This is a genomic window from Pseudomonas sp. LS1212 (assembly GCF_024741815.1).
Classification (GTDB): Bacteria; Pseudomonadota; Gammaproteobacteria; order Pseudomonadales; family Pseudomonadaceae; genus Aquipseudomonas.
Map to the genome: position 1 here is coordinate 5,410,529 of NZ_CP102951.1, position 15,535 is coordinate 5,426,063.

At 63.1% G+C, this 15,535-nt stretch carries 12 protein-coding genes; 3 read left to right on the forward strand and 9 right to left on the reverse strand.

The features are described 5' to 3' along the window. Positions 1-13 precede the first annotated feature (13 nt). Positions 14-1,855 carry a dihydroxy-acid dehydratase gene (gene ilvD / locus NVV94_RS25360; protein ID WP_258445016.1) on the forward strand — a complete coding sequence of 614 codons (1,842 nt, stop codon included), beginning with the start codon at positions 14-16 and terminating at the stop codon, positions 1,853-1,855. Positions 1,856-2,063: 208 nt separating this feature from the next. Here the strand turns inward: ilvD and NVV94_RS25365 are convergent, their stop codons facing one another. Next, positions 2,064-2,354, reverse strand: coding sequence for a DUF3077 domain-containing protein (locus NVV94_RS25365; RefSeq protein WP_258445017.1), 291 nt, complete (start codon positions 2,352-2,354; stop codon positions 2,064-2,066). A gap of 413 nt (positions 2,355-2,767) precedes the next feature. Continuing rightward, on the reverse strand, positions 2,768-3,280 hold the full coding sequence (locus NVV94_RS25370) for a dihydrofolate reductase (RefSeq protein ID WP_258445018.1): 513 nt from the start codon (positions 3,278-3,280) through the stop codon (positions 2,768-2,770). A 91-nt stretch (positions 3,281-3,371) separates the two neighbouring features. Here NVV94_RS25370 and NVV94_RS25375 point away from each other — a divergent pair, with 91 nt between their 5' ends. After that, positions 3,372-4,736, forward strand: a complete 1,365-nt coding sequence (locus NVV94_RS25375) for a DUF2868 domain-containing protein (RefSeq protein WP_258447822.1) — start codon at positions 3,372-3,374, stop codon at positions 4,734-4,736. Next, entirely contained in the window at positions 4,729-6,093 is a 1,365-nt protein-coding gene (locus NVV94_RS25380; protein ID WP_258445019.1) for a GTPase/DUF3482 domain-containing protein, read from the forward strand. The genes NVV94_RS25375 and NVV94_RS25380 overlap by 8 nt, the downstream gene beginning before the upstream one ends. A gap of 107 nt (positions 6,094-6,200) precedes the next feature. Here NVV94_RS25380 and NVV94_RS25385 read toward each other — a convergent pair whose 3' ends face one another. The 7 genes from NVV94_RS25385 to NVV94_RS25415 all read right to left on the reverse strand — a co-directional run bounded on the left by NVV94_RS25385 (position 6,201) and on the right by NVV94_RS25415 (position 15,513). Then, entirely contained in the window at positions 6,201-6,758 is a 558-nt protein-coding gene (locus tag NVV94_RS25385) for a phosphonate degradation HD-domain oxygenase (RefSeq protein ID WP_258445020.1), read from the reverse strand. Between the two features lie 11 nt (positions 6,759-6,769). Beyond that, positions 6,770-7,912, reverse strand: coding sequence for a TIGR03364 family FAD-dependent oxidoreductase (locus NVV94_RS25390; RefSeq protein WP_258445021.1), 1,143 nt, complete (start codon positions 7,910-7,912; stop codon positions 6,770-6,772). Between the two features lie 114 nt (positions 7,913-8,026). Beyond that, on the reverse strand, positions 8,027-9,052 hold the full coding sequence (locus NVV94_RS25395) for a putative 2-aminoethylphosphonate ABC transporter substrate-binding protein (protein ID WP_258445022.1): 1,026 nt from the start codon (positions 9,050-9,052) through the stop codon (positions 8,027-8,029). 36 nt (positions 9,053-9,088) lie between these two features. Next, complete coding sequence (locus NVV94_RS25400; protein ID WP_258445023.1) at positions 9,089-10,813, reverse strand: putative 2-aminoethylphosphonate ABC transporter permease subunit; 1,725 nt, start codon at positions 10,811-10,813, stop codon at positions 9,089-9,091. Position 10,814: 1 nt separating this feature from the next. Continuing rightward, on the reverse strand, positions 10,815-11,879 hold the full coding sequence (locus NVV94_RS25405) for a putative 2-aminoethylphosphonate ABC transporter ATP-binding protein (protein WP_258445024.1): 1,065 nt from the start codon (positions 11,877-11,879) through the stop codon (positions 10,815-10,817). Between the two features lie 239 nt (positions 11,880-12,118). After that, a complete protein-coding gene (locus NVV94_RS25410; protein WP_258445025.1) occupies positions 12,119-12,994 on the reverse strand; it encodes a LysR family transcriptional regulator in 876 nt (291 codons plus the stop codon). Between the two features lie 269 nt (positions 12,995-13,263). Further along, entirely contained in the window at positions 13,264-15,513 is a 2,250-nt protein-coding gene (locus tag NVV94_RS25415) for a heavy metal translocating P-type ATPase (RefSeq protein WP_258445026.1), read from the reverse strand. Positions 15,514-15,535: the final 22 nt, after the last annotated feature.

The following is a 15,535-nucleotide window of genomic DNA, read 5'->3' on the forward strand; positions in this document are numbered from 1 at the left end:
CCCGGAGTGCTACATGCCTGATTACCGCTCGAAAACGTCGACCCACGGCCGCAACATGGCCGGCGCGCGCGCCCTGTGGCGTGCCACCGGGATGAAAGACGACGACTTCAAAAAGCCGATCATCGCCATCGCCAACTCGTTCACCCAGTTCGTACCCGGCCACGTCCACCTCAAGGACCTGGGCCAACTGGTCGCCCGCGAAATCGAGCGCGCCGGCGGCGTGGCCAAGGAATTCAACACCATCGCGGTCGATGACGGCATCGCCATGGGCCATGACGGCATGCTCTATTCGCTGCCGAGCCGCGAGATCATCGCCGACTCCGTCGAGTACATGGTCAACGCCCACTGCGCCGACGCGATCGTCTGCATTTCCAACTGCGACAAGATCACCCCCGGCATGCTGATGGCCGCCCTGCGCCTGAACATCCCGGTGATCTTCGTTTCCGGCGGCCCGATGGAAGCCGGCAAGACCAAGCTGGCCAGCCACGGCCTGGACCTGGTCGACGCCATGGTCATCGCCGCCGACTCCAGCGCTTCCGACGAGAAAGTCGCCGAATACGAGCGCAGCGCCTGCCCGACTTGCGGTTCGTGCTCCGGCATGTTCACCGCCAACTCGATGAACTGCCTGACCGAAGCCCTGGGCCTGGCCCTGCCGGGCAACGGTTCGACCCTGGCCACCCACAGCGACCGCGAAGAGCTGTTCCTGCAAGCCGGCCGCACCATCGTCGAGCTGTGCAAGCGCTACTACGGCGAGAACGACGCGTCCGTATTGCCGCGCAACATCGCTAACTTCAAGGCGTTCGAGAACGCCATGATGCTCGACATCGCCATGGGCGGTTCGACCAACACCATCCTGCACTTGCTGGCCGCCGCCCAGGAAGCCGAGATCGACTTCGACCTGCGCGACATCGATCGTCTCTCGCGCAGCGTGCCGCAGCTATGCAAAGTGGCGCCGAACATCCAGAAGTACCACATGGAAGACGTGCACCGCGCCGGCGGCATCTTCAGCATCCTCGGCTCGCTGGCCCGTGGCGGCCTGCTGCACACCGACCTGCCGACCGTGCACAGCCGCAGCATGGAAGAAGCCATCGCCAAGTGGGACATCACCCAGACCGACGACGAGGCGGTGCACCACTTCTTCAAGGCAGGCCCGGCCGGTATCCCTACCCAGACCGCGTTCAGCCAGTCGACTCGTTGGGAAACCCTCGACGACGACCGTGAGAACGGCTGCATCCGTAGCTTCGAGCACGCCTATTCGCAAGAAGGCGGCCTGGCCGTGCTCTACGGCAACATTGCCCTGGATGGCTGCGTGGTGAAAACCGCCGGCGTCGACGAGTCGATCCACGTGTTCGAAGGCAACGCGAAGATCTTCGAAAGCCAGGACAGCGCCGTGCGCGGGATCCTCGCCGACGAAGTGAAGGAAGGCGACATCGTCATCATCCGCTACGAAGGCCCGAAAGGCGGCCCGGGCATGCAGGAAATGCTCTACCCGACTTCCTACCTGAAGTCCAAGGGCCTGGGCAAAGCCTGCGCCCTGCTCACCGACGGACGTTTCTCCGGCGGTACCTCGGGCCTGTCCATCGGCCATGCTTCGCCAGAAGCGGCTGCCGGCGGTGCGATCGGCCTGGTGCAAGATGGCGACAAGGTGTTGATCGACATCCCGAACCGCTCGATCAACCTGCTGGTCAGCGACGAAGAACTCGCCGCCCGCCGTGTCGAGCAGGACAAGAAGGGCTGGAAGCCGGTTGAAGTGCGTCCGCGTAAAGTGACCACTGCGCTGAAGGCCTACGCCCTGCTGGCGACCAGTGCCGACAAGGGTGCTGTGCGTAACAAGGCGATGCTCGACGGGCTGTAAGTCGTTACGGCAATGAAGAACCGGCGCTCAGGCGCCGGTTTTTTTATGGCTCCCGAAATATGCAGACGGACCCTGTAGCCGCTGCCGAAGGCTGCGCTGGGGCCGAAAGGCCCCCGGCGATCTTGAGATCCTGCGCCTGTTTCACAGGCGAGCGTCGCAGCGGCGCACCGAGCCTGCGGCAGCGGCTACAGGAATTTGTGAACGGCGCTCAGACTTGCATACCATCGAGTACGGCATCAACCAAGGCTTTGGCCATTTCGGCATTGTGAAGGCTGGACCAAAGCAAGCCGTTTTGCTCAAGGCGGCTGGCTTGTTGGCAACAGGCACTGGTGGTGTCGCAGACGCCACGTAACAGCAACGAAGCATGAATCAGCGCATCTTCAGCCGCAATGCCATCGCGTACCGCGAACAATGGCGCGTGGCCGGCGTCGCAGGTGCCGAATGGGGTGGTGGTGGTTTTGCCGAGGGTGAACGGTGGGTCGGGGACAATTTTCTTCATGTACAGGTTCTCCACGTTTGATAGGTACTGCCACCCTCCTTCTCACGGGAATGGGTGGCAGCCATGCGCGGGGTGAGAACCGATGAACGTGGAAACCGGCCAGGCGCGAACCTGCCCGCGCAGAGCTGCCATAACGGCGCTATTGCACGCCACGATCACCGGGTTCTCACGCCCGATCGCTGGGTTCAGCGACTGAGCGAAGGTAGCCCCGTGACGTGGATCGGACAATCATCCGCAGGCGACAGCTTGCGCAGGATAGTTCCTAGGACGTATTTCTGGAAGGCCAGGAGGGGCCTCTTCGAGGCCCAATCGCGGGCAAGCCCGCTCCCACATTGCGTAACTCTGTGGAAGCGCGATCGTGACCTTGAGTTCGGCCCGCGCTGATCGTGCTGCCGGCCATGGGTTTGCCGGTTTTACGCCCGCTGCCAGACCTCGAAATTGTAGGCCGGGGCCTCGGCAGTCGCCGGGTTTTCCACGGTCGAGGTCAGCTTCCACTGGCTTTCATCGAACTCGGGGAACCAGGCGTCCCCCTCCGGCCTCAGGCCCACGCGAGTCAGGTACAAGCGATCGGCCTGCTCCAGCGCCTGCGCATACAACTGCGCGCCGCCAATCAGCATCAGCTCATCGACGCCTTGCTCACGTGCCCAGGCTTCGGCCCGGACGATGGCTGCATCCAGGGACGAGAACACTTCGGCACCTTCGAGCTGCAACCCCGGCTGGCGACTGACCACCAGGTTGAGGCGGCCCGGCAGTGGCCGGCCAAGCGAATCCCAGGTCTTGCGACCCATGATGATCGGCTTGCCGAGGGTCGTGGCCTTGAAGTATTTGAAATCCCCCGGCAGGTGCCAGGGCATGCGGTTGTCGATGCCGATCACGCGGTTTTCAGCGAGTGCCGCGATCAGGCTCAGGGGCAGGGATGTCTTCATGTGCGCGAGGATACCAGAGCATCGCCTCTCGATCAGCCCGCGCCTGGGTTATGCTCTGGGCTGACTCGATCAATGGATGCTCGCGACTGCAATGACTGCCCTGGAAAAACTCTGGCTGACCGAAGCAGTGCGCCTGCGTGAAGAACACGCCGGCCCCCTCGAAGACCTTGAAGCCAACCGCCGCGCCCGCAACCTGGGCGGCGACCTGACAACCCGCATCGAAAACCGTGCCCTCTGGCTGGCCGAGCGCGACGGTTTGCTCGCCGGGCTCACCCACTGGAAACAAGGCGCGCGCCTGGCGCTGATGGTGTTGTTGGCCCTGGCCGTTTTCAGCGGCGCCGGGCTCGCCTTCGCTGCCCTGGGCAACCAACCGGTCAATGTGTTCTGGGCCCTGGGCAGCCTGCTCGGGTTGAACCTGCTGTTACTGCTCGGCTGGGCGCTGGGCCTGCTGATGGCCGGCGAACACGCTGCCAGCCTCGGGCGCCTGTGGTTGTGGCTCAGCGAGAAACTCGCGCGCGATGCTCAGGCTGCACACCTGGCGCCAGCCATGGTGCTGCTGTTGCAACGCCAGCGGCTCAACCGCTGGCTGCTGGGCACTCTCGTTCACCTGCTCTGGTTACTGGCCTTGAGCAGTGCGCTGGTGGTCCTGCTGATGCTGCTGGCCACCCGGCGTTACGGGTTCGTCTGGGAAACTACCATCCTGGGTGCCGACACCTTCGTCCACCTGACCCAGGCCCTGGGCGCCCTGCCCGCCCTGCTCGGCTTCAGTGTCCCGGACGAGAGCATGATCCGCGCCAGCGGCGACAGTGCCCTGGCAGTCGAAAACGCCCGGCAGGCCTGGGCTGCCTGGCTGGTCGGAGTGCTGGTGGTGTACGGCATCCTGCCGCGACTGCTGCTCGCCGCTTTTTGCTTCTGGCGCTGGCAGCGTGGTCGCGCCCGCCTCGGCCTGGACTTGAAGCTGCCGAGTTACAGCCAACTGCGCGAACCGTTGATGCCCAGCAGTGAACGCCTTGGCGTCAACGATGAAGCACCTGAGCAGTTGCATCAAGTGACCAGCACCGTGGCCCAGGGCGAGAGCGCCGGTGCCTTGCTGGTCGGTCTGGAGCTGGACGATCAACGCCCCTGGCCGCCGCAGCTGCCCGACAGCGTGATGAACGCCGGCGTCCTGGACAGTCGCGAGTCCCGGCACAAGCTGCTCGAACAAATGACCCGCTTCCCACCCGCGCGACTTGTGGTTGCCTGTGACCCGCGACGCTCCCCTGATCGCGGCAGCCTGGCACTGCTGGCCGAGCTGGCGCGCTACGCCGGGGCCACGCGGATCTGGCTGTTGCAAGCCCCCGTGGGCCAGGCACTGGACGCCGAACGCCTGGGGGACTGGCATGACGCCCTGCAGAAGCTGGAACTGACCTTCGCCGACACGGCTCCCCTGACCTGGCTGGAGAGCGGGCATGACTAACCCCTTGAAGCTTGCAGTGGTGGGCCACACCAATGTCGGCAAGACCTCGCTGTTGCGCACCCTGACCCGCGATGTCGGCTTCGGTGAGGTGTCCCATCGGCCGAGCACCACCCGGCATGTCGAAGGCGCACGTTTGTCAGTCGATGGCCAGGCCCTGCTGGAACTCTACGACACCCCCGGCCTTGAAGACGCCATTGCCTTGCTCGACTACCTCGAACGCCTGGAGCGACCCGGCGAACGGCTGGACGGCCCGGCGCGGCTGGAGCGATTTCTCCAGGGCAGCGAGGCCCGGCAACGTTTCGAGCAGGAGGCCAAGGTCTTGCGGCAACTGCTCGCCTCCAATGTCGGCCTGTATGTGATCGATGCGCGTGAACCGGTGCTGGCCAAGTACCGGGATGAACTGGAGGTGCTGGCGAGCTGCGGCAAACCGCTGTTGCCGGTGCTCAACTTTGTTGCCAGCGACGACCATCGTGAGGGTGACTGGCGCGAAGCCCTGGCCCGCCTCGGGCTGCATGCACTGGTGCGTTTCGACAGCGTGGCACCGCCCGAAGATGGCGAGCGGCGTCTTTACGAAAGCCTGGCCTTGCTCCTGGAAAATTCCCGCCCCGCGCTGCAACGGTTGATCGACGACCAGCAGGCCCAGCGCGAGGCCCGCCTGCAGAGCGCACGGCGCATAATCGCCGAACTGTTGCTCGATTGCGCGGCCTACCGGCGCAGCGTGGTCGCCGAGCTGGATCAGGAAATCGCTGCCATCAACACGCTGCGCCAGGACATCCGCCAGCGCGAGCAACGCTGTGTCGAAGCCTTGCTCAAACTCTATGCGTTTCGCCAACAGGATGCTGCCACCAGCGACCTGCCCTTGCTCGATGGCCGCTGGGGCGACGATCTGTTCAACCCCGAGACGCTCAAGCAATTGGGTGTGCGGGTCGGTGGTGGTATAGCAGCGGGTGCGGCAGCCGGTGCCGGGGTCGACTTGCTGGTGGGTGGCCTGACGCTGGGCGCGGCTGCACTGGCCGGAGCATTGGCCGGCGGTGCCCTGCAGACCGCGCGCAGCTATGGTTCGCGCCTGCTCGGCAAGCTCAAGGGCCAGCGGGAGTTGACGGTCGACGACAGCGTGCTGCGCCTGCTCGCCCTGCGCCAACGGCAATTGCTTGAGGCGCTGAACGTGCGTCGCCATGCGGCCATGGATAGCATCAAGGTGGCTACGCCGCAGGATAAAAGCTGGCGCGAGGGTAAATTGCCCGAGGCGTTGAGCAAGGCTCGGGCGCATCCACAGTGGTCTTCGCTTAATCCGCAGGTGCGCTTGAGCCAGGCGGAGCGGCAGGAGCAGCTCGAAGCTCTGGCGCAAGAGCTTTAGGCCGCCATCGCTGGCAAGCCAGCTCCCACAGGAGATAGCGACAACGCGGACTATCTCTGTGGGAGCGGGCTTGCCCGCGATGAGGCCCAACCTGACAACAAAAAAATCTAATTCAACAAACGCTCAGCTTTGTCCCTGAGCACATGCAAATCAATAACCGGCACCGCCATCTCCTTGGCCCTCTCATCCCACTGCCGCATACGCAAGCTCACCTCACACAGCGGATCCTGCTCAAACGCTGCCGCCTCATCAGGCGTCATCACCCCACCCTGATACCCCAAGGTACGCCGACTGGCCTCGCTAAGCCGCTCGTAATAGCCCGGCTCCTTCAGCGTCAGATAGCGCTTGGCCTGAACGTGATACTCCACCAGCCGCACCATGCGTTCGCTGAAACCGCAACGACGCAGATAATCAGCGCCAACCCGCTCATGGCTGACTACGCCATAGCCGCCCATGCCGCCTTCATCGCTCTCGCAAATGTGTCCGATATCGTGGAAAAACGCTGCCAACACCACTTCATCGTCGTAGCCTTCGGCCAACGCCAGCTGCGCGGCCTGGGACATATGCTCGAGTTGCGATACCGGCTCGCCAATGTAGTCGGCATCACCATGCCGCTGGTACAGGGCAAACACTTCGTCGACGATCTGCGAGGGGGTTCTTATCATCAGGTTCTCTCTTATTGTTTGTCTGTTTCACCGAGCAAACGGGCGATGTGCTGTTCGGCCAACGCCGGGCCGACGCTCATGCCCACGCCAGTGTGCATCAACGCCGCATTCAAGCCAGGGGCGACCTGCAGCAACGAGAACGGCCCCGGCCCCCTTGCACCGTAGACGCCCTGCCAGCGTTCCACCACCTTGATGCGGCCACCCAGGGTCTGCTCGGCCAGTGCGATCATCCACTCATCGACCTGCTCGGCATTGAAGGGCGAGGCATCCTGGCCATAGTCGTGGGAGTCGCCGATGATCAGGTCGCCGTGGGGTGTCGGGCTGATCAACAGGTGAATGCCATGTGCCAGCAAATGCGGGCTGTGCGCCTGGATTTGCGCCTGCAGGGCCTTGGCCTCGGGTAGATCTGCGAACGCGCCGTAATGGACGCAACTCAGACCGGTGAGCAGAGCATGCTGAAGGTCCAGTTCGAACTCGGGACGCGCACGCAGCATCTGCAAGCGGCAAATCTGCGGCTCCAGTTGCGCCAGTGGTTCGGCCAAAAGTGTTTGGTAATCATGCCCGGAACAAACCACGACCTGCTTGCCAGTAAAGGTTCCAGCGGTGCTGATCACACGCCCTGGCTCGACTTCGCGCACCAGCGTGGAAAAGTGAAACTCGACCGCCAACTCCTTTTGCAGATAGCGGATGAGCGCCGGAATCGCTTCGCGTGAATACAGCTGTTGATCGTCCAGCCCGCGCAGGGCTGCACGGTGATGACGGAACCGGCCGCCGTAGAGATCGTTGAGCGCGGCGCCCTGCAACAGCTCCACACGGTATCCATGTTCGATCGCTCGGCCTGCGCAGAACGCCTCCAGCAATGTTTCTTCTTCCTCTGTACGGGCGAACAGAATCGAACCGTTGCGCTTGAGTTTGAAGTTTGCCTGTTGCGCCCATTGTGCCCATATCGGGCGGCTGGCCTTGGCCAGTTCGAGCATTTGCCCAGGGGGTTGGCCGGTGACCAGGGCCTGGCCGAAGTTGCGGACCGAGGCGCCCAGGGGTGTGGCGCTGCGCTCGAACACCCGAACGCGCAGGCCACGGCGTGCGGCGGCGTAGGCGTGAGACAGGCCGAGGATGCCTGCGCCGACGATGAGAATGTCGCTTTGGTTGGTCATCAGAATGTCCTGATATTGTGCAACGCCCTATCGCTGGCAAGCCAGCTCCCACAGGGGCAGGCGTCGCACATACCTGTGGGAGCTGGCTTGCCAGCGATAGGGCGTTGCAGGGATTTACTGTTGAGCCACCTTCTCGGACTTGCCGTCATAGCGCTTGCGCCACTCGGCCAGGATGTTGTCGCGGTTCTTCGACGCCCAGGCAAAGTCGTTCTTGATCAGGCGCTGTTCGTAGTCGGCCGGCAGTTCGGTCTGCGGCTTGGCGATGCCCGGCTGGGCCAACACGGCGAAGTTTTCCTTGTACAGGTCCATCGCAGCCGGGCTTGCCGAGAAGTCCGCCAGGCGCTTGGCAGCGTCTTCGTGCGGCGTGCCTTTGATCACGGCGGTGGCTTCGATTTCCCAGCCCAGGCCTTCCTTCGGCAGGACGATGTCCAGCGGTGCGCCCTGGCGCTTTAGCTGCACGGCCGGGTACTCGAAGGAGATACCGATCGGGAATTCCCCTGCCGCTGCCAACTTGCACGGCTTGGAACCCGAGTGCACGTACTGGCCGATGTTCTGGTGCAATTGATCCATGTACTGCCAGCCCTGCTTCTCGCCGAAGGTCTGCAGCCAGGCACTCACGTCGAGAAAGCCGGTGCCCGAGGACGCCGGGTTGGGCATGACGATCTTGCCCTTGTACTCAGGCTTGGTCAGGTCCTGCCAGCTCACCGGTTTGGTCAGGCCCTGCTTCTCGGCTTCGATGGTGTTGAAGCAGATGGTCGCTGCCCAGACGTCCATGCCGACCCAGGCAGGCGGGTTGGCGGCGTCGCGGTAGTTGCCACCGATCTGGGCGAGGTCCTTGGGGGCGTAACTTTGCAGCATGCCCTGTTGGTCGAGAATCGCCAGGCTCGACGCCGCCAGGCCCCAGACCGCATCGGCTTGCGGGCGGTCTTTCTCGGCCAGCAGCTTGGCGGTGATGATGCCGGTGGAGTCGCGCACCCACTTGATCTCGATATCCGGGTTGGCCGCTTCGAAGGCCTGCTTGTAGCGCTTGAGCTGTTCAGCCTCGAGGGCTGTGTAGACCGTCAACCGGGTGTCGGCCGCATGGGCCTGCAGACTGAAAGCAGTGAGCACAGCAGCGGCAAGAGCAAGTGGCTTGAACATGGTGCAGTTCCTTGATCAGTACAGGTGGGTAAAGGTTTATTGACCTGGCGCGGTCTGGCGCCAGGCTTGGGAACGGCGCAGCAGGCCGCGCGAGGCGCCGGCCAGCAGCAGCGAGACGGTTGCAGACGTCAGCAGGATCAGGGTCGACATGGCCGCCGCGCCCCCCACGTTGCCGGCGTCGTCCATGTTCAGGACGGCTACCGCCGCAAGAATCGTGTCGGGGCTGTAGAGGAAGATCGCCGCCGACACCGTGGTCATCGCCGAGACGAACAGGTAGCGGATGATGTCCAGCAATGCCGGCAGGCAGATCGGCACGGTTACACGCAGGTAGTGCCGGTACAGCGGCGCCTTGAGCGACAGGGCGGCAGCTTCGAACTCGCCATCGAGCTGACGCAGCGCCGTGGTCGCGGTCATTTGTGCCGTGGTCAGGTAGTGGGCGATGGTGCACACCACCAGCAGCGTCATGCTGCCGTAGAACACATGCAGCGGGTTGCCGGTCAGGTTGAAGAAAAAGACATAGCCCAGGCCCAACACCAGCCCTGGCACCGCCATCGGCACGAAGCTGAGCATGCGCAGCACCAGGTTGAGCCCGCGCAGGCCTGAGGTTTTTTCCATCAGGTAGGCACCGGTAAAGATCACCACGCTGCCGATCAGGGCGCTGCCCACGGCCATGGTCAAGCTGTTGCTATAGGCCAGCCAACCACCGCCGGCGGTTTCATCGAACTGGTAATGGTCGAGCGACAGGGACAGGTTGTATGGCCAGAATTTGACCAGCGACGAGTACACCGCCATGCCGAACACCAGCAACAACACCGCACAGACCAGCAACACGAAGGCCATGTAGCCGCTATCGCGCAGACGCGAAGGCACCGGCTGGAAAACCTGGGCGCGGCCGCTCATGGAATCGCCCTGACGACGGCGCAGCCAGGCATCGACAGCGAAACTGAACAGCGCTGGCAGCAGCAAGACCATGCCGATCAAGGCCCCGCGACCGAACTGCTGCTGGCCAACCACCGCCTTGTAGGCTTCCAGCGCCAGCACCTGGTAATCACCACCCACCACCACGGGCACGCCGAAGTCGGTGATGGTCAGGGTGAACACCAGGCAGAAGGCAGCGAACACCGCCTGCCGGGTTGCCGGCCAGGTAATGCTGCGAAATGCTCGCCAGGGCCCTGCGCCCATGCTCGATGCGGCGTCGAACAAGCGCGCATCGGCCAGCGACAAGGCCGACAGCAGGATCATCAATGCATGGGGGAAGGTGTAGATCACCTCGCCGAGGACAATGCCCCAGAAGCCGTAGATATTTTCATCGAACAACCCGCGCAGCAGGCCCTGGTTGCCAAACCAATACACCAGCGCGATACCCGGCAACATCGATGGCGCCAGCAGTGGCAGCAGGGAAATCCCGCGCCAGACGGTCTTGCCCGGTATCAGCGTGCGTTGCAGGGCGTAGGCGAACAGATAGGCCACGGGCACGACGATGGCCGCGACGCTGAAGGAAACTTTCAGGCTGTTGCCCAGCAACCAGTGGAAGTTGGCGCTGGTCACCAGTTCGCGGGCGGCGGCCCATCCGCCACCTTGCCCATCCTCGGCGCTGAAGCCGCGCCAGAAGATCGCCAGCAAGGGCATCAGCACCGCGACACAGAGCAACACCAGCAACAGTACTTTGCCGCCCACCACGAACAGCCTATCCCCCAGGGACGTCCGGCTTTTTTGCGCTACGACCTTGCCTGCGACCGGTGCGACGATTTGCCCGGCCATCTCAGGCAAACATCTGCAGGCTGCGCGGAGGCAAGGCGACCCAGATATCCTGGGAGCCCAGATGCGGCATCGATTCGGGCGTCACTTCGGCCAATAGTGCATGACCCGGCAATTGATTGAGCTCGAAGCTCATGCGGCAGCGATTCCCGAGGAAAGTGATCTCGCGAACCCGCGCCGGGAACAGGTTTTCCTCGTGTACCTGCGGGTTGACGCTGATTGCCTCGGGGCGGCAAAACAAGCGGCCTCTGGCAGCAGGCCCTGTGCCGGGGGCCAGGCGCATGTTCATCGCACCGACTTGCGCGTGGCTGTCACCACTGCGCTGGAACGGCAACCAGTTGCCCTGGCCGACGAATTCCGCCACGAAGGGCGTGGCCGGCTTGTCATAGATTTCTTGCGGGGTAGCGTACTGCTCGACCTGGCCGTTGTTCATCACCGCAATGCGGTCGGCCATCAGCATGGCCTCGTCCTGGTTGTGGGTCACCATCAGGGTGGTGATGCCCAACTGGCGCTGCAGTTGGCGCAGCTCGGTGCACAGGTGCTCGCGAACCCGGGCATCGAGTGCCGACATCGGCTCGTCGAGCAATAACAAAGAGGGTGCCGGCGCCAAGGCACGGGCCAGGGCGACGCGTTGCTGCTGGCCACCGGAAAGCTGGCCGGGGAATTTTTTCTCGCTGCCGGACAGACCGACCAGTTCGAGCATCTGCCCGACGCGCTGGCGGACTTCGTCGCGACCGCTGCCGGACAGGCCGTAGGCGATGTTGGCTTCGACCGTCAGGTTGGGAAACAACGCGTAGGACTGAAACAGAATCCCGTAGTCGCGTGCCTGAGGCGGCAAGGTGGAAATGTCGCGTTCGCCGATATACAGCTCGCCCCGGTCCTGCCGCTCGAGCCCGGCGATGCAGCGCAGCAAGGTGGTCTTGCCACAACCGGACGGCCCCAGCAGGCACACCAGCTCACCGGCGGCCACATCGAGGGAGACGTCATTGAGGGCGGTGAATGCACCGAAGCGCTTGTGGATGCCGCGCACTTTCATGTGTGCGCCAGGGTTTGCGATCGCGTTGTTCATGGGTAGACCTCACCGAGCAGATGAGGGCCATCCTAGAGCGTGATTGCGTACGTCCTGTGGCAGTGGGGCAAAAGCTGCCGATAGTGGTATTGGCAGATTTTGGGTATGAGAAAGTCTTGAGGGCCTCATCGCTGGCAAGCCAGCTCCCACAGGGATGAGCGGTGTTCCCAAATGGTATGTCTGGCACTAAACCCTTGTGGGAGCTGGCTTGCCAGCGATGCAGGCAACGCGGTCTGTGATCAGGACTCCAGCGCCAAAACCTCCTGCGCAAGGCCAAGAAACGCCGCCGGCAACCGCGCCTGCCGCCGCTCTTTCAAGCAATACAAATACTCATAAATCCGTGGAGCACCTTCGAGCGTCAGCACCCGCAACTCCGGATTGTGCGGCACCTCATGCCGGGCAATGATGCTGATACCGATATTGCGCAACACCGCCTCGCGAATCGATTCGCGACTGCCGATTTCCAGCAGCGCACCTACCGATACCCCGGCGTCACGGAGCATCTCTTCGGTCAACTTGCGTGTCGTCGAGCCAGGTTCACGCATTAACAGACAGTGACCAGCCAGCGCGGTGATCGGCACCGACGCTTGCGCCGCCAGCGGGTGATTGCGGTGCACCGCCAGCACCAGCGGATCGGTACCCAGTACCCGACGCACTAACCGGGCATCATCGAGCAGTTGCGAGGATGCCGCCAAGTCGACCCGGTAATCCTCCAGCGATTCGAGCACTTGCTGCGAATTGCCGATCTCCACCGACACTTCGATCTGCGGCAGGCGCTCGCGAAATATCTTCACCAGATCGAGTATGTAATACGGGGCAGTCGCAGCAATGCGCAAGGCGCCCTGCCCTTGGCCACTGTTGCGCAAAAAGAACTCGATATCAGCTTCCTGCTGTAACAGTACCTTGACCATCGGCAGCAGGCGCGCGCCGTCGTCGCTGAGGGTCAGGCGACGCCCGCCGCGATAGAATAACTCCACCGAGTACTGGCTCTCCAGGTTACGAATCTGGGTGGTCACCGTCGGTTGGCTCAGGCCGAGTTTCTTCGCTGCCAGGGTAATACTGCCCAAGCGGGCAACCATGTAGAACGCCTTCAACTCGGCACTAGGGCGTGTCATCAATGAGTTCCTGACTTGCGTTGTCGCCTGAGCGCGTGCCAGGCAAGGCGCAGACCGTAGCCAATGGTCATTCCATTGGCAAGGGCTGCAACGCCGCATGGCGCGCGCTCAGGCACAACCCGGAGGGCCGGGCCTGTTTTTGCGCAGGGCTGCGTTACTCGTCGTTCATTTGGAATGACCAAATTTCTCTCCTCGCGCCTTGCCCTGCGCAAAAACAGGCGCCGGCGCAAGCCAGGAACTCATTGATGACACGCCCTGCATCGCATCCTCTATTTTCTCAGCAGTCGCAGTCCATTGAAGACCACCAACAGACTCACGCCCATATCGGCAAAGACCGCCATCCACATGGTCGCCATCCCTGCAAAGGTAATCCCGAGGAATACCGCCTTGGTCGCCAAGGCCAGCACGATGTTCTGCATCAGAATCGCTGCGGTCTGGCGCGAGAGCCTGACGAACGCCGGGATTTTGCGCAAGTCGTCATCCATCAGCGCCACGTCGGCGGTCTCGATAGCGGTGTCGGTGCCTGCCGCCGCCATGGCGAAACCAATCTCGGCACGGGCCAGGGCCGGCGCGTCGTTGATGCCGTCACCGACCATGCCGACCCGGTGGCCTTTGGCGTACAGCGCTTCGATCGCCTGCAGCTTGCCGCTGGGCAACAGGTTGCCCTGGGCCTGATCGATACCGACCTGAGCGGCAATGGCCTCGGCTGTATGCGGGTTGTCACCGGTCAGCATCAAGGTCTTGATGCCCAGCTCATGCAATTGGCTGATGGCTTCGCGGCTGGATGCCTTGAGCGTGTCGGCCACGGCGAACAGTGCCAGCGGCCCGGCCTTGTCCAGCAGCAGCACCACCGTCTTGCCCTGACGCTCGAGCCGATCGAGTTGCGCTTCCAACTGCGGCGAGCACAGCCCCAACTCCTCCACCAGACGATGATTGCCCAGGTGATAAAGCTCGCCCATGACTTCACCGCGCACACCCCGTCCGGCCAACGCCTCGAAGGCCTCGACCTGGCGCAGCACCACGTTTTGCTCTTCAGCCTTTTGCGCAATGGCCAGGGAAACGGGATGGTCAGAGCGGCTACCCAGGCTGGCAGCGACGGCTACCGCCATGTCCTCCACCAGCGGATCGAGCGCCAGGAAGTCGGTTTGCACCGGCTTGCCATGGGTGATGGTGCCGGTCTTGTCCAGGGCCAGATAATCTAGCTTGTGCCCGCTCTCCAGATACACCCCGCCCTTGATCAGGATTCCCTTGCGCGCGGCTGCGGCCAGGCCACTGACGATGGTTACCGGTGTCGAGATAACCAGTGCACAGGGGCAAGCCACCACCAGCAAGACCAGCGCCCGGTATATCCAGTCGAACCAGATGCCGCCCATGAACAGCGGTGGTATCACCGCAACGGCCATGGCCAGGGCAAACACCGCCGGAGTGTAGATTCGCGAGAAGCTGTCGACGAAGCGCTGGGTCGGTGCCCGAGCGCCCTGGGCCTGCTCCACCGCGTGGATGATCCGCGCCAGGGTCGAGTTGTTCGCCGCCGCCGTGACGCGGTATTCGAGCGAGCCGGCCTGATTGATGGTCCCGGCAAAGACCTTGTCGCCCGCCCCCTTCTCTACTGGCAAACTTTCGCCGGTGATCGGCGCCTGGTCGATGGTCGACTGCCCGGATACCACCTCGCCGTCCAGCCCGATGCGCTCGCCGGGGCGCACGCGCACCAGGGCGCCGAGGGCGATCTCTTTGACGTCCAGTGCACGCCACTGTCCATCGGCCTGCTGCACGGTGGCCACGTCCGGGGTCAGCTGCATCAAACCGCCGATGGCGTTACGGGCCCGGTCCAGCGATCGCGCCTCGATCAGTTCGGCCAGGGTGAAGAGGAACATCACCATTGCCGCTTCCGGCCATTGCCCGATCAGCACGGCGCCGGTCACGGCAATGCTCATCAATGCATTGATGTTGAGGTTGCGGTTCTTCAGGGCGATCCAGCCCTTCTTGTAGGTGCCCAGGCCACCACTCAAAATCGCCAGCAGGGCAACCAGCGCTACCACCCAGGTCGGCGCCAACTCGGCGAAATGGATAACTTCCGCCGTAACCGCCGCCACACCGGACAAGGCCAGCGGCCACCAGTGTTTCTTCACTGGCGCTGGCGTGACGTCTGCAGCCTGCCCTTCGACAATCGGTTCGGCTTTCATGCCCAGCGAAGCAATTGCCTCTTCGATGGCACCGGTATCGGCCAAGGCATGGCGTACGCCCAACACCCGGTTGATCAGGTTGAATTCCAGTTGCTCGACCCCGGCCAGCTTGGCCAGCTTATTCTGGATAAGGGTCTGCTCGGTCGGGCAATCCATGGCCTCGATGCGAAAATTGCTCAAGCGCGAACCGGCACTCGCCGCCTCGGTCAGCTGGATCAACGCCGGCGCATGTGACGCTGAACAGCAGGCGTGGTCGTGATTGTGCCCGGCACCCTGTACCGGGACTGCTACAGGCGTGAATTTCGAGTGGTCGTGGCTTGAGGTTGGCTGGTTCATGAGGTTCATCCCTAAATGTCCT